Annotated in this window: 21 protein-coding genes; 13 read left to right on the top strand and 8 right to left on the bottom strand. The window is 41.6% G+C overall.

All coding sequences use genetic code 11. The annotated features are described in order from the left end of the window. Window positions 1-118 precede the first annotated feature (118 nt). A complete protein-coding gene (locus tag GSQ19_RS16735; protein WP_011319068.1) occupies window positions 119-715 on the top strand; it encodes a peptidoglycan-binding domain-containing protein in 597 nt (198 codons plus the stop codon). A gap of 224 nt (window positions 716-939) precedes the next feature. On the opposite strand, the gene GSQ19_RS16730 is transcribed toward GSQ19_RS16735, so the two are convergent. Together GSQ19_RS16730 and GSQ19_RS16725 are read right to left on the bottom strand one after the other, a co-directional pair. Next, on the bottom strand, window positions 940-3,360 hold the full coding sequence (locus tag GSQ19_RS16730) for a sucrose synthase (RefSeq protein WP_011319067.1): 2,421 nt from the start codon (window positions 3,358-3,360) through the stop codon (window positions 940-942). Between the two features lie 292 nt (window positions 3,361-3,652). Continuing rightward, on the bottom strand, window positions 3,653-4,603 hold the full coding sequence (locus GSQ19_RS16725) for a LysR family transcriptional regulator (RefSeq protein WP_011319066.1): 951 nt from the start codon (window positions 4,601-4,603) through the stop codon (window positions 3,653-3,655). A gap of 282 nt (window positions 4,604-4,885) precedes the next feature. Here GSQ19_RS16725 and GSQ19_RS16720 point away from each other — a divergent pair, with 282 nt between their 5' ends. Then, on the top strand, window positions 4,886-5,110 hold the full coding sequence (locus GSQ19_RS16720) for a hypothetical protein (protein WP_011319065.1): 225 nt from the start codon (window positions 4,886-4,888) through the stop codon (window positions 5,108-5,110). A gap of 129 nt (window positions 5,111-5,239) precedes the next feature. On the opposite strand, the gene GSQ19_RS16715 is transcribed toward GSQ19_RS16720, so the two are convergent. Together GSQ19_RS16715 and GSQ19_RS16710 are read right to left on the bottom strand one after the other, a co-directional pair. Then, entirely contained in the window at window positions 5,240-5,920 is a 681-nt protein-coding gene (locus GSQ19_RS16715; RefSeq protein ID WP_011319064.1) for a DUF305 domain-containing protein, read from the bottom strand. A gap of 209 nt (window positions 5,921-6,129) precedes the next feature. Then, the gene (locus GSQ19_RS16710; RefSeq protein ID WP_011319063.1) at window positions 6,130-8,409 is read right to left on the bottom strand and encodes a glycoside hydrolase family 65 protein; all 2,280 of its coding nucleotides are present in this window, start codon (window positions 8,407-8,409) and stop codon (window positions 6,130-6,132) included. 317 nt (window positions 8,410-8,726) lie between these two features. Here GSQ19_RS16710 and GSQ19_RS16705 point away from each other — a divergent pair, with 317 nt between their 5' ends. Beyond that, window positions 8,727-9,233, top strand: a complete 507-nt coding sequence (locus GSQ19_RS16705) for a methylated-DNA--[protein]-cysteine S-methyltransferase (protein ID WP_011319062.1) — start codon at window positions 8,727-8,729, stop codon at window positions 9,231-9,233. Here the strand turns inward: GSQ19_RS16705 and GSQ19_RS16700 are convergent. Next, entirely contained in the window at window positions 9,224-10,081 is an 858-nt protein-coding gene (locus tag GSQ19_RS16700; protein ID WP_011319061.1) for an acyl-CoA desaturase, read from the bottom strand. The genes GSQ19_RS16705 and GSQ19_RS16700 overlap by 10 nt on opposite strands. 270 nt (window positions 10,082-10,351) lie before the next feature. Here GSQ19_RS16700 and GSQ19_RS16695 point away from each other — a divergent pair, with 270 nt between their 5' ends. The 8 genes from GSQ19_RS16695 (at window position 10,352) to GSQ19_RS16660 (ending at window position 16,807) form a co-directional block, all read left to right on the top strand. Beyond that, entirely contained in the window at window positions 10,352-11,563 is a 1,212-nt protein-coding gene (locus GSQ19_RS16695) for a TetR/AcrR family transcriptional regulator (protein WP_011319060.1), read from the top strand. A gap of 300 nt (window positions 11,564-11,863) precedes the next feature. Further along, window positions 11,864-12,313 carry an NUDIX hydrolase gene (locus GSQ19_RS16690; protein ID WP_011319059.1) on the top strand — a complete coding sequence of 150 codons (450 nt, stop codon included), beginning with the start codon at window positions 11,864-11,866 and terminating at the stop codon, window positions 12,311-12,313. 51 nt (window positions 12,314-12,364) lie between these two features. Next, window positions 12,365-12,565, top strand: coding sequence for a hypothetical protein (locus GSQ19_RS16685; protein WP_011319058.1), 201 nt, complete (start codon window positions 12,365-12,367; stop codon window positions 12,563-12,565). Between the two features lie 406 nt (window positions 12,566-12,971). Further along, complete coding sequence (argZ, locus tag GSQ19_RS16680; protein ID WP_011319057.1) at window positions 12,972-15,083, top strand: bifunctional arginine dihydrolase/ornithine cyclodeaminase; 2,112 nt, start codon at window positions 12,972-12,974, stop codon at window positions 15,081-15,083. A gap of 32 nt (window positions 15,084-15,115) precedes the next feature. Then, on the top strand, window positions 15,116-15,619 hold the full coding sequence (locus GSQ19_RS16675; protein ID WP_011319056.1) for a DUF2085 domain-containing protein: 504 nt from the start codon (window positions 15,116-15,118) through the stop codon (window positions 15,617-15,619). Window positions 15,620-15,689: 70 nt separating this feature from the next. Continuing rightward, window positions 15,690-15,941 carry a hypothetical protein gene (locus GSQ19_RS16670; RefSeq protein ID WP_011319055.1) on the top strand — a complete coding sequence of 84 codons (252 nt, stop codon included), beginning with the start codon at window positions 15,690-15,692 and terminating at the stop codon, window positions 15,939-15,941. Window positions 15,942-16,058: 117 nt separating this feature from the next. Further along, window positions 16,059-16,475 carry an element excision factor XisH family protein gene (locus GSQ19_RS16665; protein ID WP_011319054.1) on the top strand — a complete coding sequence of 139 codons (417 nt, stop codon included), beginning with the start codon at window positions 16,059-16,061 and terminating at the stop codon, window positions 16,473-16,475. Further along, on the top strand, window positions 16,463-16,807 hold the full coding sequence (locus GSQ19_RS16660) for a XisI protein (protein ID WP_011319053.1): 345 nt from the start codon (window positions 16,463-16,465) through the stop codon (window positions 16,805-16,807). The genes GSQ19_RS16665 and GSQ19_RS16660 overlap by 13 nt, the downstream gene beginning before the upstream one ends. Window positions 16,808-16,922: 115 nt before the next feature. Here the strand turns inward: GSQ19_RS16660 and GSQ19_RS16655 are convergent, their stop codons facing one another. Further along, window positions 16,923-18,680, bottom strand: coding sequence for an N-acetylmuramoyl-L-alanine amidase (locus tag GSQ19_RS16655; protein ID WP_011319052.1), 1,758 nt, complete (start codon window positions 18,678-18,680; stop codon window positions 16,923-16,925). A 96-nt stretch (window positions 18,681-18,776) separates the two neighbouring features. Here GSQ19_RS16655 and pyrG point away from each other — a divergent pair, with 96 nt between their 5' ends. Together pyrG and GSQ19_RS16645 are read left to right on the top strand one after the other, a co-directional pair. Beyond that, a complete protein-coding gene (gene pyrG / locus GSQ19_RS16650; RefSeq protein ID WP_010999126.1) occupies window positions 18,777-20,414 on the top strand; it encodes a CTP synthase in 1,638 nt (545 codons plus the stop codon). 258 nt (window positions 20,415-20,672) lie between these two features. After that, window positions 20,673-21,095: a hypothetical protein gene (locus GSQ19_RS16645; RefSeq protein ID WP_011319051.1), complete on the top strand. Its 423-nt coding sequence runs from the start codon at window positions 20,673-20,675 to the stop codon at window positions 21,093-21,095. 42 nt (window positions 21,096-21,137) lie between these two features. Here GSQ19_RS16645 and GSQ19_RS16640 read toward each other — a convergent pair whose 3' ends face one another. Continuing rightward, window positions 21,138-22,073: an ROK family protein gene (locus GSQ19_RS16640; RefSeq protein ID WP_011319050.1), complete on the bottom strand. Its 936-nt coding sequence runs from the start codon at window positions 22,071-22,073 to the stop codon at window positions 21,138-21,140. Window positions 22,074-22,128: 55 nt separating this feature from the next. Beyond that, a complete protein-coding gene (locus GSQ19_RS16635) occupies window positions 22,129-22,332 on the bottom strand; it encodes a hypothetical protein (RefSeq protein ID WP_011319049.1) in 204 nt (67 codons plus the stop codon). Window positions 22,333-22,334: the final 2 nt, after the last annotated feature.

Here is a 22,334-nt window from a genome sequence, read left to right as displayed (position 1 = left end):
CTTCTAAATTATCCATCATCGATGCAAATTTAACTCATTAGATTTAAGTAGACGTTATTCCGGAATAATTTATTTTTTTCTGTCAAAGGAATTATGGGTCATAGTGACATCAATTACCATGAATGAAATTGTCTTGCTGATGACTGGCGTATTAGCAAAAAATCAACCTTCTACGTCTATTGTACCCAAAAAGCCTGCAATTCAGCTTGACAAAGGCGTGAAAAATTCTATACAGGGTGAATCGTATCAGTTAATATCATCTGCAAAAATCACGCCGCCTGAATTCACGCAGCTTAATGAAAATGACTCCACGATTAAAGCTAATTACCAACCGGAAAATTACAAATCTCTCATCACAAAAACACAGAAAGTTCTAGAAAAAGACTTATATAGTGTGGACGAATTTAATAATTTTCAAGCTGTCAGGGTCAAATTTTCTCAGGAACCACGCCTGATCAGCCAAAGGTTTCGTAATGAGATACTAATTGCTAGAAGGTCTACTACTCGTCGCAATTTACCCACACTACGTTTTGGTAATTCTGGTGTTGCTGTCCGGGCTTTGCAACGGCTGTTAGTTGCTAAAGGCTATGCTGTTCGAGTAGATGGAAATTTTGGCGCGCTGACTGAAACTGCTGTTAAAGCTTTTCAAATTCAGCGCAATCTGTCAGTAGATGGGGTAGTTGGCTTCAATACTTGGTATTCTTTGACAAGATAGTCATACCGATTCAAAATTCACAATTAAGAATAAATCAATACAGTTCAGTTAAGGCAACAACTTAGACCGGTGTAGGTTGGGTGGAGGAACGGAACCCAACATTCTCAAGACTTTGTTGGGTTCCGCTATCGCTCCACCCAACCTACCATTCTCTTAACTGAACCGTATTGAAGAATAAAGCACATCTTCATTAAGAAACGGTATGACTAATGACTAATAACAAATTACCGATATTTATGCTGTTCTAATAGTTGTTGCGCTCTGGGTTTGTAAATTAAATAGAACAGAGATTCAAGGTAGCGTAATAAATCCTCGCGTTTTTCCTTCGAGGCAAAGTTCCAGAAGCCGTAAATCCGGGCTAAAGTTAACAGCTTAGTTGTGTGGATTTTCCAGGTATATGTACTATATACTCTGTCAATAGCCTTCTCGGAAATTATCTTCCAATAGTTGGGATTATGTTCGCATTTGGTGACAAAATCTAGAATTTTTGTGGCTGTTTCTTCTAGATGGGTCGGGTTAATGTAGAAACCATTAATTTGATCCTGAATAATCTCTAATGGTCCCCCGAATTGGGTGGCGAATGTTGGCAATCCGGAAATCATTGACTCTAATATTGTCAACCCAAAGGCTTCAAATAATGCTGGTTGGACAAAAATGCCTTGCCGATCGCAAATGACACGATAAATTTCACCGGAGTCATTTTTGGATAAGCGCACACCTAACCAGCGAATTTTGCCATGCAGGTTGTATTCGTCAATAATTCGGTAAAGTTTGACGATTTCGTCTCTTTCTTCGTTATCTTCTGATTCTTCGATACGTAACTTACCGGCAACTAAAATTAAGTTGCAATGTTCTTGCAATTCTTTACTTTTACCGAAGCATTCTGCCAAACCGGTGAGGTTTTTAATGCGGTCAAGTCGCGCCATTGAGAAAATAGGACGCTTATTTGGGTCGTCGAGTTTGCCGAAGATTTGGCTAGAATCTTCTAGGGTAAACAGCATTTCCTCTAGGCGATCGCGATCGCTTTCTATTCTGTCTTGAGTATGTGTGTAGGGAAAGTAGGAATTTTCATTTACCCCAGGCGGTACAACGTTAAATTTGGGGCTAAATAATTCAATGCCGTTGACCACATGATACAGTTCCGGCATGGTAAAGCATTTGTAAGACTCATACTGTCCTACACTGTCTGATGTGCCAACAATTTCTTGATAGGTGCTGCTAATGACAAAGTTAGCAGCATTCATGGCTATTAAATCAGCAGTGAACTGTAAGGAGAAGTGATATTTTTCTTCCAAATCTTGCCAGTAGAGGTTACTAAACAAGTATTTGGATTTTTCTAAAGCATGGGCGATGTTGCATTGGGTCACTTTCATCCGTCGCGCCAACAGAAAAGCCACTAAGTTCCCATCGGTATAGTTACCCACGATTAAATCGGGTCTACCGTGAAATTCTGCTAATAATTCTCTTTCTGAGTCTATGGCAAAGGTTTCTAGGTAAGGCCAGAACTCGAATCGGGAAATCCAGTTTTGCGTCATCTTGGGGTTAAACTCCCGCAGAGGTACGCGCAAAATCCAGGCGTTCTCTGTACCGTGGACTTTTTCCAGCCTTTGGTTACACAGAGTTCCGTCACTATTGGGAATCAGCCGGGTGAGAATAATTACCTTGGGCTGGACGTTTAACACCTCTAAACCTGCAAGTATGGCATCTTCTTGCAGTTGCTTTTCTAAATTCTTGGCTTGGTCAAGAACGTAAACTACCTGACCTCCGGTATCTGGACGACCTAAAACCCCCTCTTGTCCGAACCACCCGTGGGCTGAAACTAAGACAATTCTAAAAATCATCGGGATGCGAGAGATGAAAGCTTCTAAGGTTAGGGGGTCGGGAGAGTCTATCAATTCATCCAGAATGTTTAAGGTATCCCGCACACGAGAGGCTGTATTACCCCACCCTGGTTCAAAGCCCATAGCTTGCAATTGCAGACGGAATTGTTCGTAGGGTTCGTCATGGGGGCGATCGCTCACAAAGTTAAGCGCTTTTTTAACCTGCTGGGATAATTGTTGCTGTGATTGAATTTGATAGTTGATCAGTAGTTGAATACCGTTGTAATTATGTAGGCGCAAGAAATTAAACAGACTTTCCAGCCATTGTTGAGAGTCTTGGAAAAGTTTGCTGGAGAGATAACGGTTGAGGTATTGTACACCCTTGCCAATATTCTTGGGATCGCGGATGGTTGGGGTGTAGTCGTAAAAGGGGCCGAAATCCAGTTCCAATAGATCACCTTCATGGGGATGGAATTTATTGACTAGGCGATCGCGCAGATCCAACAGTTCTTGAACTGTCATCGGTTCCACGTCCAAATCTGCGGTGAGTCGATATACCTCTTGAGCAGCAATATTAGGACGAATAATGAAACAAAAATTCGAGTCTTCTTGAATTATTTCTTGAGTGTAGTAAATAAGTTTACCTAGATTGGAAAACTTATAAGAAGTTTCCGATTTCTGGCACTTAGAGCAGTATTCACTATACACATTCAGTATATCGTTGCGTAGCAGGTAATTTTTATCTTGCAGACGCAACTCACTAATAAATGCGCGCAGATCATTTTTTTCTTCACTATCTAAAATGGCTTGCATCAATTCTGACATATTCACCCCTTAAATGAAGATTGAACTATTTGCTTTCTAGGGTAACGTAGGCTAACAACCTAGAATTTCAACACGTACAAACGCAAAAAAACACAGATAGATGAATATATCTGTGTTTTTATCTGTCGTATCAAAACGTGTTCTTATTTACTCAGAATATCGACAACTAGGTATTATTTACTCTAACTAAAGATAGACAATTTTTTATACTCTAGCTATAGTTTGCATACTGTACCCTGCCGATATAGGTAATAGGTAATAATCCAATTACCTATTACCAGATTCCTCAATATCAAAAATTCTCACTTTTAGTTCTGACTCCTTCTGTTAGTAAGTACTCTAAAAAAGTACTCACAATAGGAGATAGCCATTTTTTCTTCGGGTAAGCTATTTGCCATTGTTGAAGAATAGGAAACCCCTTTACATTTAAGATTGATAGCTGATTTCGTTGTAATTCAGGATATAAGGTATGTATTGATAAAACTGCTAGACCTAAACCTTCAATTACTGCTTGTTTAGTTGCATTATTACTACTTACCTCTAATTTAACCGGCATTCTGATTCCCCGTTCAGCAAATAACATTTCTACAGCCATACGAGTTTCCGAGCCTCTTTCTCGCATGATTAATTGTTCTTTAGCTAAACGTTCCAAAGAAATAGATGATTGCTTAACAAAAGGATGATTTGATGGAGCAACTACCACTAAAGGATTATCCAGAAATGGCTTGATTTCAATATCTTCTTTTTTTGGTGGATACCCCAGGATATAAAAGTCATCTGCATTTTCTTGTATTCTGGTTAAGATGACTTCATGATTTGTAAACTCAAGGGCAATTCTAATATCAGGATAAAGTTTGCAAAATGGTTGCAACAAATTAGTAATAACATACTTGCTGGTCGTTACAGCCGAGACTTTTAAACAGCCTTGATTGCTATCTTTCAAATCAACTAATTTTGTATCAAAATTTTCTAAATACTGAAATATTTCCTGGTAAATAACTAATAATTCTTCCCCTGTTGGTGTCAGTTGAATGCAGTTATCTACATATTTAAATAGAGGCAAACCAATTGTTTCCGTTAATTGTTTAATATGACGTGAGACAGAAGGCTGGGTAGTGAACAATTCTTCGGCTGCACGGGTGAAACTTTTATGTCGCGCGATCGCCTCAAAAATTCTCAGATGCTCTAGGCTTAAGGAATTTAAAAGACTATCTCTGTGGATTAAATCTAGGTAACTGTTCATATAAATAATTCGACAGACAAGCTACTGTCAAGCAAAAGTAACTTGTACTTGGCTAGTATTGCAGATAATAAATAAGAATTATGAGGATTTTGTGAGGATTGAAGATTAGGAACTAGAGATCAGGAACTTTATCAACTTTTGCTGATTTTGATAGTTTTCCTCACAAGTTCCTCAACTTTCTGGTTTATAAAAGCTTTGAAGGAGATGAGCAGCAGTGAATAAACTCTATCAACTCCTAGCACAGCGAAGTTGTAAAAATAGAAAATAGCCGCTATTGATCCTATGAGTAACTACTTGTTTCATGATGAAAATACCCTAGCAGAAAAAGCAGAGGAACTGGGGAAAAAAGCCGTCAAGCTGGGAATTATACCCTCGTTTATTGTTCATCACTACCCAGATAGCCAAGAATTTTGCCTCCCTGAAGAAAACAACTCAATTATTCTGACAGCGCCAGAGGCTTATATGAAATTTAAAAAATTAGTTGACTCTGCCTTATCTCAGGTATGAATCAGCTTTTCTAATCTTTCACCATCCAACTCCCATTATTAAGCGATCGCACAACTCCAAATTAGGCGATCGCTTTTTATTGAGAATTGGTTATTATTATCCATTACCAATTCCCCGTTCCCGTAGATATTACTGGTTATACCAAGCTTTACGCCACTGTTCCATTTGCTGAATCTCCCCTTTTTGCGCTTTGATAATTGCTTGAGCTAACTTCTTAATTTCTGATCGCTGCGATTTCTGTAAAGCATCTTGTGCCATGACTACAGCACCTTCATGATGGGGAATCATGGCATTGATAAACCGTAAATCAAATTCGGCATCTGCTGTACCTAAATTCATACTCATCATCATGGCTTGCTGTTGCTGAGGTGACATCGCCATCATGTGACCCATTTTGGCATCATAAGCCATTGGCTGATCCCCAGCTTTGGGATACCAAGCTGTTCGCCACTGCTTCATTTGAGCAATTTCTTGGTTTTGGGCTTTGATAATATCAGTTCCTAGTTGCTTGATTTCCGTTCTTTTGGACTTCTGTTGCGCTTCCTTCGCCATGTCCACTGCTCCTTGATGGTGCATAATCATGGCATCGATGAATCGTAATTCATAGTCAGCATCTGCTGGGCCTAAATCCATGTCCATGCTGTGATCATGATGCTGTTGCTGGTTATTAGCATCAGTTACAGTGGCTTTAGGGGTTTCATTTTGGGCTTGAGACGTTGTAGAACAAGCGCTCAACACTCCACCGCTTAGGGATGTCATCACTACAAAGCTAAACGCCAAAAAGCGATTTTTTACATACAGGCGTTGCATCTAATATCATCTCCAAGAGATTTTCCTACCCTATTGTGAACTCTCTAGTTGGATGGAGAGTCAAGTCGCTTCTCTACGAGACGCTACGCACTAATCGAGGCTATGCCAAAGGCTTTACGTTCCAGTTCAAAATTAAAAATTCAAAAAAGGTCAATCCCACATCCTAATGGGTAATTGCGACAAACCAATTACCCATTACCCATTACCCATTACCCATTAACCATTACAGCTTGTACAGTGGCAAAAACAGGAACTGAAGCTTCTTGTGTCACTACTGACATTGCTGTTTCTGGTTGTAAATCAAACTCATACCATTCATTACGCCATTGCAGCCTAAATTTCAAGCGTTTCCATGTTGACGGGAGATTAGGACAAGCCATCGGGCCAAATTGAGTCATTCTCACACCCCCGAACCCTAAAACAACAGCTTGCCAAACTCCTCCTGCACTGGCGGCGTGGATTCCTTCGGCGGCATTGAGTCTGACATCTTCCAAATCTACTAATGCAGCTCTTAAAAAATGAGTGTAGGCTTCTGTAGGGTTATTAAGGTCGCAAGCTAAGACAGCATGAATTGCTGGGCCTAGTGAAGAACCATAAGTATGGTCGGTGCGTTGGGTGTAATAGTCCCAGTTAACTTTGAGGGTGTTATAGTCGTAAGCTTGACGTAGCAAGTAAAGTAGCATCAACACATCAGGCTGTTTGAGTATTTGCTTTTGGCTAGTGGCTTCAATCCCTAACAAACCTTGCAAAGATTTTGTGCGGGGTTCGTAATCAGCTAGGTTGACATCTTCTAGTTGAAAAAAGCCCTCAAACTGTTCGATTAAACCTGTGGTTATATCTTGATTGACAAAGATACGTTCTTGAATTTCTGCCCAACGGTGTAGACGTTCTGTAGTTAAGTTAAGTTGTTTTACTAGTTGTGCAGCTTTTTCGGGATAAACGTGTTTGAACCAATCCCACAGGGCTAAAGCTGATTGTAAGTGCCACTGTACCATCAAGTTGGTAAAGGCGTTATTATCAACGCGATCATGATTTTCATCGGGGCCAATCACATCGAGAATGTCGTAACTGTGGCGTTGTTGATTCCACTGGACGCGACTTTCCCAAAACACGGCTGTATCAAGAATTATTTCTGCACCATAGTCGTGCATCCACTCATCATCGTCGGTAGTTTGCCAGTAGTGCCAAACTGCATAAGCTACGTCAGCTGTGATATGTACTTCGATATCACCGCACCAAATTCTTACTAACTCACCATTAGCACCAGGAACCCACCGGGGGGTGACTTCATCACCGGTTGTAGCACTTTCCCAAGCAAACATTGCGCCTTGATAACCGGCTTCTTGGGCTTTGCGTCTTGCGCCTGGTAAGGTGTGGTAGCGGTAGGTGAGTAAGTTTCGCGCTAAGGCTGGTTGGGTAAATGTGAGGAAGGGGAGGATAAATATTTCGGTGTCCCAAAAGATGTGTCCGCTATAGGCAAAGCCGGAGAGGGTTTTAGGGGCTATACTTACATGGTCGTCGTGGCTTGGTGCTACGGATAGTAATTGAAAAAGATTGTAACGGACACTGAGTTGGGCTTGGCGATCGCCTTCAATAATAATGTCGCTATTTTGCCAAACTTGCTCCCAAGCAGCAATATGGGCAGCTAATAGGGTAGTGTATCTGGGTTCATCAGCTAATCTTTCTAGTGCGGCTGCAATGGGGATGTCTGTTTCTCTGGAAGTAAACACGGTCACAATCTTTTCCACAATGACTGTTTTTCCTGGGTTACATTCAAAAGTAGTCCCCAAAGTTGGAAAATCAGCATTTTTGACAGAAACAGCCGCAGTCTCGTCACCATCTATGATTAACTTGGCACTCATTCCCAAACCAAGGCCAGAATGCAGGGTTTGACTTTGTAACCAAAGAATCTGGTCTACGCCACCTTGGTTTAAAGTTTGCCAATGGGGAGTCCCTTGGGTTTTTGGTTCCCCATCAAATGTGGCTGTGACTGTAATCTCACCTGTAAAATCTACAGATGTGATTTGACAACGAATCGCTAATACGTGTTGATCTGCCAAACTAGCAAAACGTTCAAAATGCAAATCTACAGTATGACCTTGGGGAGAACGCCAACGCACATCACGACTAACTAAACCCAATCGCAAGTCCAACCGACGCTCATAATGGAGAATTTCCCCCGAATTCATGCCAAATTGTTCACCCGCCACCTCCACTACCAATGGCAACCAGTTAGGACAATTTACTAATTCTGTATGGGAAATTTGCGTATCATCATAAATGCCATGAATCATTGAGGCGGCAAAATCCTCTGGATAACTTTCCTCAAAACTTCCCCTGGTTCCTAGATAACCATTACTGAGAGTGAAGACAGTTTCTTTGTGGTGTAGTTGTGTAGGGTTAAACTCTGTCTCAATCACATTCCATTCGTTAGCATCTAGCAGTGGCTCAAGGGAATTTTCCACAGATATATCTACGTCGTCAAGCATGAGTTAGAAAACCTAAAATTTGCAGATGGCTGTTGTCAGGATGAAACATAATCGGTAGGATTCATAGATAATTAAATCCTGGCTTTTATTGTTGATACGTTGATGTAGTTTCATCAGCGAACCTTGACGCTCTCTATAACAGGAACGTTCCCTATTTCATCTCTCTGTAGTTAGGTTTTATTAATAGCTCATATCGGAGAATTAATCCGGCATAGCTGAATAATTGATACATTTTTTTATTAAAAATGTAAAAGTTTTTAAATTTATAAAATCAATTTTCTTACTCGGCTGACATATTCATCATGAACGACTGACTTATGAAACTCCTAATTGACAAAATCAGTTCAGAAATTGGCACAATCTTGATTGTTTCTGATAGAAAAAGACTGTGCGCTCTAGATTTTGCGGATTATGAGGCAAGAATGTTAAAACTTCTGCAAAAGCGTTATGGTAGCTGTGACTTTCAAGAGGTAGAGAACCCACAGGGATTTAGTAGCCTAATTCAAGCTTATCTCCAAGGCGATCGCTATAGCCTCAAAAATTTACCGATAGAGACTGGCGGAACTCCTTTTCAGCAGCAAGTGTGGCTTGCTCTACAAACTATCCCTTGGGGGACTACTATTTCATACGGTGAGCTAGCGGCAAAAATTAATAAGCCGACTGCTTATCGCGCTGTCGGCTTGGCAAATTCACTTAATCCAATTGCAATAGTTATTCCCTGTCATCGAGTGATCGGCGCAAACAATCTACTTACAGGATACGCAGGAGGACTAGAGCGTAAGCGTTGGTTGCTTGATCATGAAGGGATAGTAATTCATCCTTGATTCATTCTTTGTGAAGGTGGTAAAACTACTTTCTTCGCCAAACCTAAAGTCTGCAACAGTTTAATACTCCACCAAGTGACATCAACTTCCCACCACTGGAATCCAGCTTTTGCTACGTTGGGAAAAGTATGATGGTTGTTGTGCCAACCTTCGCCATAGGTTACTATAGATACCCACCACAAATTACGTGCGTTATCGTCAGCGTTAAAGGTACGATAGCCCCACATATGGGTGGCAGAGTTGACAAACCAAGTGGAATGCCATAGCAATACTGCTCTAAGAACTACACCATAAATTACAAAAGACCATCCTCCGATAGCGTAAAGCAGTAATCCAAAAGGAATTTGCAACAGGAGAAAATAACGATCTAACCAACGATAAAATGGTTGTCTTGCTAAGTCAGGCGCATACTTTTGATAGATTTCATAGTCGAAAAATTCGGAGCGGGGATATAAAATCCACAACATATGGCTCCACCAAAATCCACGCTGGGAAGAATATGGATCTAAATTGACATCTTCGGTGTGAGCATGATGCTGGCGGTGTCCCCCAATCCAAAAAATTGGCCCTCCCTGCATAGCCAATGCGCCGATAGTGGCGATCGCATATTCCAACCATTTGGGTACTTGAAAACTTTTATGACTAAGTAATCTATGATACCCAAGGCAAATGCCAATGCTGCCAAACAACCAGTGGAGAAACAACAGCAAACCCAATGCTGACCAGGAAAAAAACCAAGGAGCCAACAAAGCTAGAGCGTGAACAGTGGTAAAAAATGCCACATTTGTCCAATTGAGGCGCAATGACTTCTTCCCCTCAGGGGCGATTGCCAGATGTTTTACGGTCATAACAATTCCTAATTAATGGATCAGGTAGCGATTTGCTCTTGTACCTGGTGCATCATACCAATTCAAAAGACCCCACGGGAAGCAAGCCACAAAATTAAGAAATATCAGATTCAATTAAGATTTCTGAGTTCGTATCTGGTGCTTGATTTTGTAGAATTGGCACGACCCATATAGACCTATGCGTTACAGTAAACTAGAGCAAGTATCACTTACATTTGATATGCTAGCACTTCACTTTCTTTTTGTGCAAGTAGCACTTGCATTTTGTTTATGGTTTCTCCACCGCTTTCAACTCGCCAACGCTTGATACAAGCTGCACTAGAGTTATTTACGGCTCAGGGAGTTAGTGGCACTACCACCCGCCAAATTGCTGAAAAAGCCGCAGTTAATGAAGTGACTTTGTTCCGAAATTTTGGTAACAAACATGGATTGCTTTTGGCTGTGCTAGAAGAATCGGCAGCTTTTACAAATTTGGGTGAATCTTTGGTACAACGGGCAACGCCTCCAGGGAATGTTTATCAGGCATTAAAAGACTATGCAAGTGACAGCTTGCAGGCTTTGGAAAGGGTGCCTGAACTAGTTAGGTCTGTGGTAGGAGAAGCTGACCAATTTCCGGCAGAGAACCGCCGTGCTTTAGGACGGGGATTAACAGAGGCTAACCGTTATGTGGCTCAATATTTAGCCACTGTAATTCAACAGGGAGACTTAAACACTTATCTACCCGCAGAAAAATTGGCAAGTTTACTCAATGGAATGATCTTAGGCTATGCTGTGATTGAATTTACCAGCGAATTTCATCAATTATGGGAGAGTCGGGATGATTTTCTGGAAAATTTGGTGGAATTATTCTTACACGGCGCAATGTCAGCCACAGCCAATACAAATAAAAAAGTTATTACTAGAGAAGTTGCTGATTTACCTGCTACGTTAGTTCACGAAATTCTCCGACAAGCGAGAAAGACAGGCATACAAGATTATGCGATCGCCTACGTTTTATTTGCGGCTGGCTTATCTGTCACAGAAATAGTTAACTTACAACGTAATCATCAAATATATGACTCTCACGGGCATTTTCTGCAAATCACCATCCCCGGATTTGTCCGTCAAGTTCCTGTCAATCAGTGGATTTTAGGTAAACGCTATGGTTCCTACACAGATAATCCCTTAACTAAATGGCTGAAAAGTCGTAAAGATAATTATGCAGCCATGTTTATTAATACAGCAGGTGAGCCAATAACTGAATCTGAGGTTTTGGAATATTGGCAAGCATGGACTCAAGCATTATTAACCCCCCAAGGACAAGCACCAGAAATCGACCAAGCACAGCATACCTGGCGTGTAGAAATGTTAATGAGGGGCATAAGTTTGGAAAATTTAAGCATTATTACAGCTTGCGATCGCATTCAATTACAACCATATGCCCACAGAGCTAAGGAGAAAGCTGCACTTGAGCAAGCAACTCGTTTGGATCAAAAACCATGATAGTGATTTTTTTTACTTTATTGTGAGCGATCGCCTGTTGGGGTCTGTCTTGGTGTAGTTGTTGAATAAAAGTCTGGACTGAGAAACTAGACAAAAATCATCCCTGATTTGGGAATTTTTTCATAATTAGCTGATTTAATTTTGTGCATTTTCTTATTCGGAAAATTCACAATATCTTATATGAATATGAAATGTTGACAAACTAGAACATAAATTCACAAAAATTTATAGTCGATTAACGCTGAATATCTCAAAGTAAAAACCATACACTAAAAAAGTGAGCTAAAGGATAGAAGTCTCATGAGAGGAAAAGTCAGCAAAGAATTAAACCAGTCTGGGGTAATTCCTTATAGAGAAAGAAATGGAAAAATTGAAATATTATTGATTACGACACGCGATCGCCAGAGTTGGGTAATTCCCAAAGGTGGAATCGTTAACGGCATGACTCCCCCTGATTCAGCAGCTAAAGAGGCCTGGGAAGAAGCAGGTGTCATCGGGCAAGTAGATGTTAATGAACTGGGTACTTATAAATATCGTAAACGAGGCAAAGTTTACCGAGTTAAAATGTATTTATTACCAGTCGAAATGATAAGTAATAATTATCCAGAAGCCAATAAAAGATATCGACGTTGGCTAGATGCCAATCAAGCTATTAAACTTATTAAAAAAGATTCTCTCAAGCGTATTCTAAAAGGATTTATCCAAACCAAATCTCATGCTTGTTCCTCATCTCTTGAATTCAGTCAATAGTGAGATAGTGCGTTCCTTGTGAAGAAAATGGTCGCTACCCGCATATGATTGGTGAATTACTTTCCGACTCAACAGCAAGTCCAACAACAACGGGCTGATTCCGAACAACAGCAAGCAGATGCTGAACACCAAGCCAGATTAAACGCTGTACCTCAATTACTAGAGATGGGAATGAGTCAGGAACAGGTTGCACAAGTATTGAGCTTGAGGTTAGCAGAGGTAGAGGCAGGTAAAAACGAAGTAGGAGAGTAGGAGAGCATATCGAATAAAAACGCTCAGAAGATTAGTAACATCTTTATTAAGTTGACTATTGTTGTTATATTCGAGGATTTTGCGAATTACTGTCTGAATATCCAGGGGATCAGGATTATCTTCTAAAGATAAAGTTAAATTTTTCATTTTTAACTTAAATTATTAAGACTAAATGTGGCTAAAATAGGGCGAGATTACAGCCTCAGAGGTATACTACTAACTCCTTAGCATTTAAGTAACTTATAGGTTTGTTACTATTACTTAGGCTTTTCCGGTACTTGCATCAGAGCAAAACTTTTGTAAATCCTGCGACTATCTAGAAATAGATACTAAGTCAAGGAGTATACATTAAGGAAAAAGAAAATACTTCTGACTGAATTAAGTTTGTAGCGTTTGTAATATTTTTATGACTTCTCGGATTCGTTTTTTGATGTGTCCCCCTGACCACTATGATGTGGACTATGTGATTAACCCCTGGATGGAAGGGAATATTCACAAGTCATCACGCGATCGCGCTGTAGAACAGTGGCAGGGACTATACCAAATCCTTAAAGAACACGCCATTGTAGATTTGGTGACACCCCAAAAGGGTTGGCCTGATCTAGTTTTTACCGCTAATGCTGGTTTGGTGTTGGGTGATAATGTTGTCCTGAGTCGCTTTTTACACAAAGAGCGTCAGGGAGAAGAACCATACTTCAAAGAATGGTTTGAAAACAACGGTTACACAGTTTATGAATTACCTAAAGACTTACCATTTGAAGGTGCAGGCGACGCTCTACTAGACAGAGAAGGGCGTTGGCTGTGGGCTGGTTATGGTTTCCGTTCGGAATTAGATTCCCACCCATATTTGGCTAAATGGCTGGATATTGAAGTACTATCCCTGCGATTGATAGATGAGCGGTTCTATCATCTAGATACCTGCTTCTGTCCACTAGCTAACGGCTATTTGCTCTACTATCCTGGTGCATTTGATTCCTACTCCAATCGTCTAATTGAGATGCGAGTTGCACCGGAAAAACGCATAGCCATTGCTGAAGCCGATGCTGTGAACTTTGCTTGTAACACGGTGAACGTGGAAAACATCGTCATTATGAACAAAGCCAGCAATGCTTTGAAACAAAGCTTGGAAGATGTTGGTTTCCAAGTTCTAGAAACGCCACTCACCGAATTTCTCAAGGCTGGTGGTGCGGCGAAATGTCTCACCTTACGGGTAACAGAACCAGTCAGAGACGAAGTTCACGCCAACGTATATGTAGAGAGCCGCATTATTCGCATCGAAGGGCATTTACTTGATTCTGGCTTGATTAACCGCGCCTTAGACATGATTGTCGATACTGGTGGTAGCTTCCAGGTTCTGAATTTTAACTTGGGAGAACAACGCCAAAGCACATCCGCCGCCGAAGTCAAGGTGTCCGCACCTTCCCACGAGGTGATGGAAGAAATCATTTCTCAGCTCATTGATTTGGGTGCGGTAGACTTGCCTCAAGATGAGCGCGATGCCAAACTTGAACCTGTAACTCAAGATGGTGTAGCCCCTGATGATTTCTATGTAAGTACCATTTATCCTACAGAAGTCAGAATTAATGGGCAGTGGATCAAAGTCGAAAATCAACGGATGGATGGAGCGATCGCCATCTCTCAAACCCCCAATGGTCTACTAGCACGGTGTAAAATATTACGTGACCTCAAAGCGGGTGAACAGGTAATTGTCGATGTGTTAGGTATCCGCACCATCCGCAAAACCGAATCACGAGAACAACGCAACACCCAAGAATTTAGCTTTATGTCTGGGGGAGTTTCCAGCGAACGGCGGGTGGAATTGGTGGTTGAGCAAGTCGCCTGGGAATTGCGGAAAATACGGGATGCTGGTGGCAAAGTAGTTGTCACAGCCGGGCCTGTGGTAATTCACACTGGTGGCGGTGAACACCTATCCAGATTGATTCGGGAAGGCTACGTACAAGCATTACTGGGTGGAAATGCGATCGCCGTCCACGACATCGAACAAAATATGATGGGTACATCCTTGGGTGTGGACATGAAGCGGGGTGTCGCCGTTCGTGGTGGACATCGCCATCACCTCAAGGTAATCAACACTATCCGCCGTTATGGCAGTATAGCCAAAGGTGTGGAAGCAGGGATTATTCGTAGCGGTGTGATGTATGAATGCGTCCGCAATCAAGTCCCCTTTGTTCTAGCTGGTTCCATTCGGGATGATGGCCCCTTACCCGATACCCAGATGGATTTAATCAAGGCGCAGGAGGAATACGCCAAACATCTAGAAGGCGCGGAGATGATTTTGATGCTGTCATCAATGCTGCATTCCATTGGTGTGGGGAATATGACCCCAGCCGGCGTGAAAATGGTCTGTGTAGATATTAACCCAGCCGTCGTGACAAAATTGAGCGATCGCGGTTCTATCGAATCAGTAGGCGTAGTTACAGATGTAGGATTATTCCTCAGTCTGCTAACCCAGCAGTTAGATAAGTTGACAAGCCCCTACGTTTCTAAGGTAGGTTAGTCAACGGACTACACTAGACGCACAGAAAGGAAATGGTAAGAGTAGTTTTAACAAAAGAGTTACAAATTAATTGGGTCAGTTTCATTGCTGACTTTATGCTGGTGGGAATGGTATTTGGCCCACCAGTAGCTCCCTTTCTGGCTGCGTCTGGAGTATGGTTGCTTGGGGGTATTGCGGATATTATTTATTTCATGGGTAATCATGTGTGTCCGCAACCAGAAATGGGCTTAGATTTAGCACCCCCATTTATCATGGCTGTTTGTATGCGCTGTTACGGTACTGTCACAGGATTATTAATTACTCGCCTGCTATATGCTGCGACTGGCGGCAAAGGTTTTTACTGGCTCAGTCAATATGGTTGGAATGGTGCAGCTTTCGCCAGTGTATTCATGATGGCTTATCCTGTGGAATTAGCAGCCCAAATTTTCGGTTTATGGGATTTTAATAATTACTTAGTTACACCATTTGGATTAATTACAGGTTTAGCTTGGGGACTATTTGCAATGCCAATTTTACACGGTTGGCAGCGTGATTGAAGAATTACCGTAGGAAGCAAATAGTAAAAGTGGGTACAATCATCTATGATAAAAGTACCAACACCAAGATATGCCTAGAAAAGAAATTCCTGACAGTGCTATTGAGTTAGTTGCTAAACATATCAACACAAGAAGTAACAAAAATTATAATATTACCGTGATTGGGCATGAGGATAATCTAGAAACTCCTCAGATATTTGAAATTGTTCCATTTGCTCAAATTGATAATAGTGATAGAAGATTTTACGCTATAGATGGTAGCTATAATAGCGAACAATTTTATAACGGTCTTTGTATTGCTATTTATGCTGCTGGCTCATAGTCGATGCCAATATATTTGATGCTGGCATGAAAAATGGTTCGCTCCAAGACTGGATATTTTACAAACTAATTTAGAGTTAGCATCTGACAGATATAAAAGCTAACTTATACTTAAACTATGCCTAAGCTAGATACTATTCATAATGCGGTAAAGAATGGACTGGTAAAAGATGGCTGGGCAATTACACATGACCCTTACGTAATTCAGTATCGCAGAACAACATTGTACGCTGATCTGGGTGCTGATCGTGCGATCGCAGCCCAACGAGACAAGCAAAAACTGGTTGTAGAAGTGAAAAGCTTCATTAGTGCATCAAAAATACAAGATTTGAAAGAGGCACTTGGTCAATACGATATCTACCGTTATCTTTTAGAGGAAACAGCACCAGACCGTAAATTGTATATTTCTGTCAGCAAAGTTGCTTATCATAACTTTTTTACTCAGGATGTAATTCAACTCATTCTCAAGAAACATCAACTTCCAATTATTGTTGTAGATATAGAGGCAGAGGAGATTACGCAATGGATAAATTAACTGAGTATCCCAAAATAATTAAACGTATTTTGACTGAGTATGTAGAACTATGCAAGCAGAATCCTAATCCAGGTATTGAGACATTTTTAATTGTAGACGAGTCCAAGGCTCATTACATTTGGATGAATCTAGGTTGGCAAAATGGCGATCGCATTTCTGGTATGACTGTCTATGTGCGGATTCGTGATGATAAGTTTTGGATTGAAGAAGATTGGACTGAAGACGGTATAGCAACTGATCTGGTTCGTGCTGGTATCCCCAAAGAAGACATTGTTTTAGCATTTCATGAGCCTAAGATGAGACAATACACCGATTTTGCTATAGTCTCGTAAGTCATTGGTCATTAGTTCATTCAGTCAACAATGAACAGTTATCAGTATTTTTTGTTTTGATAACTGTTCACCGTTTCCTCATTTCCTCTAGTTTCCACTCCCTACTGTGTGCGTTTTAGGATTTAACACTCCTAAACCACTCGGTTATCCCTTCAGCCAAAACCTCCGCTAACTTCTTCTGCTCTTGGGGGTTTGTCACCCACTCAAATTCATCGGGATTGCTCATAAAACCCAACTCTAATAATACTGAGGGTGCGGCGGCGGGGCGTGTGAGTGCCAGGTTATTCCAAAACACACCATAAGAAGGTCTACGGAGTTTATTCACAAGGTAATTGTGCATAAATACTGCTAGACTATGGGCTTGAGCATTGTACCAAAATGTACCAACTCCCTTAGTGTTTTCCGCATCACCATTATCGGGTAGGGAATTGTAATGGACGGAAAGAGCGATCGCTGGTTCTTCTCGATTGATAATTGCTTGACGCTCTGGCAAAGACACATCCCGATCATCATCCCTAGTCATCACTACATTTGCCCCTAATTTGAGCAATTCATCACGCAATAACTTAGATACTGCCAGATTTACGTCCTTTTCTAAATATCCAGTCGGCCCAGTTGCGCCAGATTCTTTACCACCATGACCAGGATCGAGTAGAATCTTGATACCAGATAAGGGCTTTTGCCTATTCTGCCTGATAACAGGCGCATGGCGTAAAGCTAACACCAGGGTTGTACCGTCGTATCTCAGCTTATATCCCCACTGTTGAGCTTTTTTCAGGTTGAAGGTGTATTTTACCTCTCCTGAGGCTATTTGCTGCCAATCTAGACGAGAAATTAGAGGGTCATCATCAAGGCGAATAATATCTGTTTGGGCAGTGGTGTTGTAGAGTGTCAGGGTGAAAGTTTTTTCTCCTTGTTGCACACTCACAGGTACAGGGGTTTGGAGAGGGAAAAGCATTTCTGTCGTACCTGGAAGTCTTCGATATCCGACACTACGTATAACAGTCCGTGGCGGAACGCTTCCTGGAAGAATGCGAGTTTCCTGACTATTAATCCAAGCACCATATTCTAGGCGAAACCATTCACCTTCTTTACCTGTGACAGTGGCTCGTGTTCCTTTAGGCAGTGGTGTAAGTCGAGAAAAATCGGTACTAGGACCAGTCCGGGCAACTCCTGCGTCTGCTACCACCTCAGCTACAGGTAACTGCGTGGGTGAGAGAATTGTAATTTTGCCAGCACTTGGTTGAGTTATCGTCTTACCATTAAGTGTCAGTTGGTATTGAGGTTGTTCCAAATCTGTTGCAACTGATACTGTTGTGCAACCCTCATACTTTCCTGGGATAGACTGGGTAGTGGGTTGATTTTGTCCAGTGAGCGCAGCCAAATTACTTGGTAGTATTGCTTGTTGTGGTTGAGGTAAAAGTGCCACAGTTTGATTACCCAGTTTCACAGAGACACTGGCGTTAGGAGGTGCAATAGCGCTAAAACAAATTAGTTCTCCGGGTAGTCTGGCAATGTCGGCAGTTGGTGTGAGAGAACCTTTAGCAAATGCTAAACCCTGTGGTAGCTCTGGTTGATTACTCAGCCTTGTCACCTTAATCTGAAGCTCTTGATTTTGGTGACGTACTGTGAAGATATTCTCTCCTAACTGTAAGGGAAAACTTGGGGCAAAATGGCCAGACCGACTGCGATTAATTGGCTTACCATTAACGAGAACTTGGCCGTTTGGTGGTGCTGTACCAATAAAAAAGATTTTTTCTGCACTAGTCTGGTGGTTTGTCGGCGGATAAACAACTTTGAGAGGTGAGGAAGACAAAGCAACGGAGGAGGTGACAACGCAGCTTAATATTACTGGGATGAGAACTTTTTTCACAGCAGTATCACAGAAGTATTCACTATGTGACTGTGGCACAATGACGAGATGGATTTTGGAAGGTATCGTTAGCAGTTGATAAAAATTCAAACTACTATGACTAAGTTTATCTTTGTTACTGGAGGTGTTGTTTCCAGTATTGGCAAAGGCATTGTAGCAGCAAGTCTAGGCCGTTTACTCAAATCACGAGATTATTCGGTGTCGATTTTAAAACTCGACCCCTATATTAATATTGATCCGGGTACAATGAGTCCCTTTCAACACGGTGAAGTTTTCGTTACCCAAGATGGCGCAGAAACAGATTTAGACTTGGGACATTACGAACGCTTCACCGATACTTCGATGTCACGCCTCAATAGTGTTACCACTGGTTCGATTTACCAAGCGGTAATCATGCGTGAGCGTCGCGGTGACTACAATGGTGGCACAGTACAGGTAATTCCCCATATTACCAATGAAATTAAAGAACGGATTTTGTCAGTTGCTAAAGAAACAAATCCCTCTGTAGTCATTACCGAAATTGGTGGGACGGTGGGTGATATTGAATCACTACCGTTTTTAGAAGCTATTCGCCAGCTACGCAAACAGGTAGGACGGCAAAATGTGTTGTATATGCACGTTACCCTCATGCCTTATATTGCTTCGGCTGGGGAGATGAAGACGAAACCTACACAACATTCTGTCAAGGAACTGAGATCAATTGGTATTCAACCAGATATTCTAGTATGTCGCAGCGATCGCCCCATACCTAGAGGATTAAAACAGAAATTGTCAGAATTCTGTGATGTTCCGGTAGAGTGCGTCATCACTTCTCAAGATGCCAGAAGTATTTACGAAGTCCCGTTAATTCTGGAAGGGGAAGGACTGGCAGAACAAACACTCAAGTTGTTACAAATGGAACAACGCCAACCAAACCTAGAGAAATGGCAAGCTATGGTACAAGGATTATATAGTCCTAAACACACGGTAGAAATTGCCATTGTTGGTAAATATGTCAGCTTGGGCGATGCGTATTTATCAGTAGTAGAGGCGTTGCGTCATGCCGCAATTGCTACTCAGGGAGATTTACAATTGCGGTGGATAAATTCCGAAGATTTGGAAACCCAAGCACCAGAAACCTACCTTGCAGGTGTAGATGGCATCGTTGTACCAGGCGGCTTTGGTACGCGTGGGGTAGATGGCAAAATTGCCGCAATTAAATACGCACGCGATCGCCAGATTCCCTTCTTAGGTTTATGCTTAGGAATGCAATGTTCTGTTATTGAATGGGCGAGAAACGTTGGCGGGTTAGCTGGTGCTAATAGTGCGGAATTTGATTCAACCACCAAATATCCTGTAATTAACCTGTTACCAGAACAGCAAGATGTGGTGGATTTAGGTGGAACCATGCGCTTAGGTGTATATCCTTGCCATATTCTCCCCAATACTTTAGCCTCTAAGCTTTACCAAGCAGAAATCATTCAAGAACGCCATCGTCATCGCTATGAGTTCAACAATGACTATCGTCAACTGTTATTAGATTCTGGCTATGTCATTAGTGGCACATCTCCTGATGGCCGCCTAGTGGAAATTGTGGAATATCCACAACATCCATTTTTTATCTCTTGCCAGTTCCACCCAGAATTTCAATCGCGGCCTAACACGCCCCATCCTTTATTTACTGGCTTTGTCCAAGCTGCGATCGCTCAAAGTCATCCTACCGCTAATTTCCAGACACCAGTAAAAGTGTCCTAAAAATTCAATGGTCTGGGGTATAGGGGTGTCAGGGTGTGGGGAAAGACATTTAACTGAACTATAGTGTAATTTATTACATATAAGCCAATTGTAAAATTATTACACTAAAAGCTGATCAATCCTGTTCCCTATCCCCTACCAGAAAATAAAATTTTGGGATTTTCCAGAGAAATCCGAGTAAATTAACTTAGAACGTCAACAGATTACATAACATACAGGGTAAGCATCATTCATGAATTTCGGACTTGAGGAGCTGTTGTGGCGTACTGGGTGAAACTTATATATGAGAGGAAAGAATATGTAATCAATTTTGACCGTGTAAACGCTTTTTGTTATGAAAAGAACGGCAGGGTAACATTTTGGTTACCTGACTGTGCCATTCCGATTATAATCAACCCCCAAACCGACTTAGAAGACTATCACAAAATCCTAGAATATCTAGAACAAGTGACTACTGTGGCAGTAGAAAATGCCTATTGGGTAAAAATCATTTATGAAAGAAATGAATATGTAATTAATCTCAATTGCATTAGTTCCTTTTGTCAAGAAACCAACGGCAGAATAACTTTTTGGCTACCAGATGGTACTATTCCCATCATCATCAACCCCGTCAGTAATCCAGATTCTTATAAAAAGGTTTTGCAATACGTCCAAAAAACCACAGGACATTCTTTTTCTTAGTCCATAGTCAATAGTCAATAGTTTTGAATCAACCATTACCAATTACCCATTACCAAACTTTTTCCAAGCTAATCTTGCTGCACCTACCATACCGGCTGAGTTACCCAACTCTGCTGGCAAGATTTGTAAGCCTGCGCGGGATGTGGACATGACTCGCTGTTCGATTTCGGCTTTGAGAGTTGGTAAGAAAAACTCATGGCTGGCACTGACACCACCGCCAAGCACGATCGCCTGTGGTGTGAGAACATAAATTAAACTAGTTAAACCTATACCTAAATTTTGTCCGTATTCTTGCCAAAATTGTAAGGCTTCTATATCTCCAGCTTGAGCTAGCATACCTAACTCCGCAGGTTCTTTACCAGTCAGGCGACGAATAGCTTTAATGGAAGTGTACTGTTCTAAAGAACCAGGGTTGCCACTTTTACACATGGGGCCATCTGGTTGGAGTGTAATTAATCCCAATTCCCCAGCCGCGCCGCGATGTCCAACAAATAATTTACCGTCTAAAAAAATTGCGCCACCAACGCCAGTCCCCAAAGTTAGCATGATAAAGTTTTGGTAGTGGCGACCGGCTCCTAACCACGCCTCAGCGATTCCTGCACAGTTGGCATCATTTTCAATTACTGTCGGCTTGTTAGTTTTCGTTTCTAACCAATCAGCTAAAGGCACATTTTCCCATTGGGGTAAGTTAATCGCAATTTGGGCAATGCGTCCTTGAGCATCAGCCGGGCCAGGAGTACCCACACCAATAGCTATAGTTTCATTATCTGGGTCAATTTGCGCGATCGCATCCACCATTACCAGAAAAACCGCTTCTGGGGTTGCTGGTTGGGGAGTCTCTACAGTCAAAGATTGTGAACAAGTCCCATCTTCGCTAAATCGCCCCAGTTTAATTGCTGTTCCCCCCAAGTCAATGCCAATTACTTGAGAATTCCCCACGTTCAATTCCTCACACCAAACCACCACAGCAGAAATCATCAGCTTTGATTGAGCTGACGATAATTACCCATTTGGGGTATTTCACAAAAGCATATTAGCTTTTTGGGATTTCTGGGCCAAAAAATTCTAAGTTCTCAGTTTTTTTGCTTGTAACTCTTAAATTTGTCACCACACTGGCACTAAAACTAGATTTATCTTGCCAAGCCATGACTGGCGCACCTCTCAAAATTCCCGCCAGCGCCACAGAAAGCATAAATCCACCAGCAGCAGCAGCTATCAACGAAATGTTATCTTTCACTT

The sequence above is a fragment of the Trichormus variabilis 0441 genome (assembly GCF_009856605.1).
GTDB classification, from domain to species: Bacteria; Cyanobacteriota; Cyanobacteriia; order Cyanobacteriales; family Nostocaceae; genus Trichormus; species Trichormus variabilis.
This window is presented reverse-complemented; position numbering and strand designations above follow the sequence as displayed.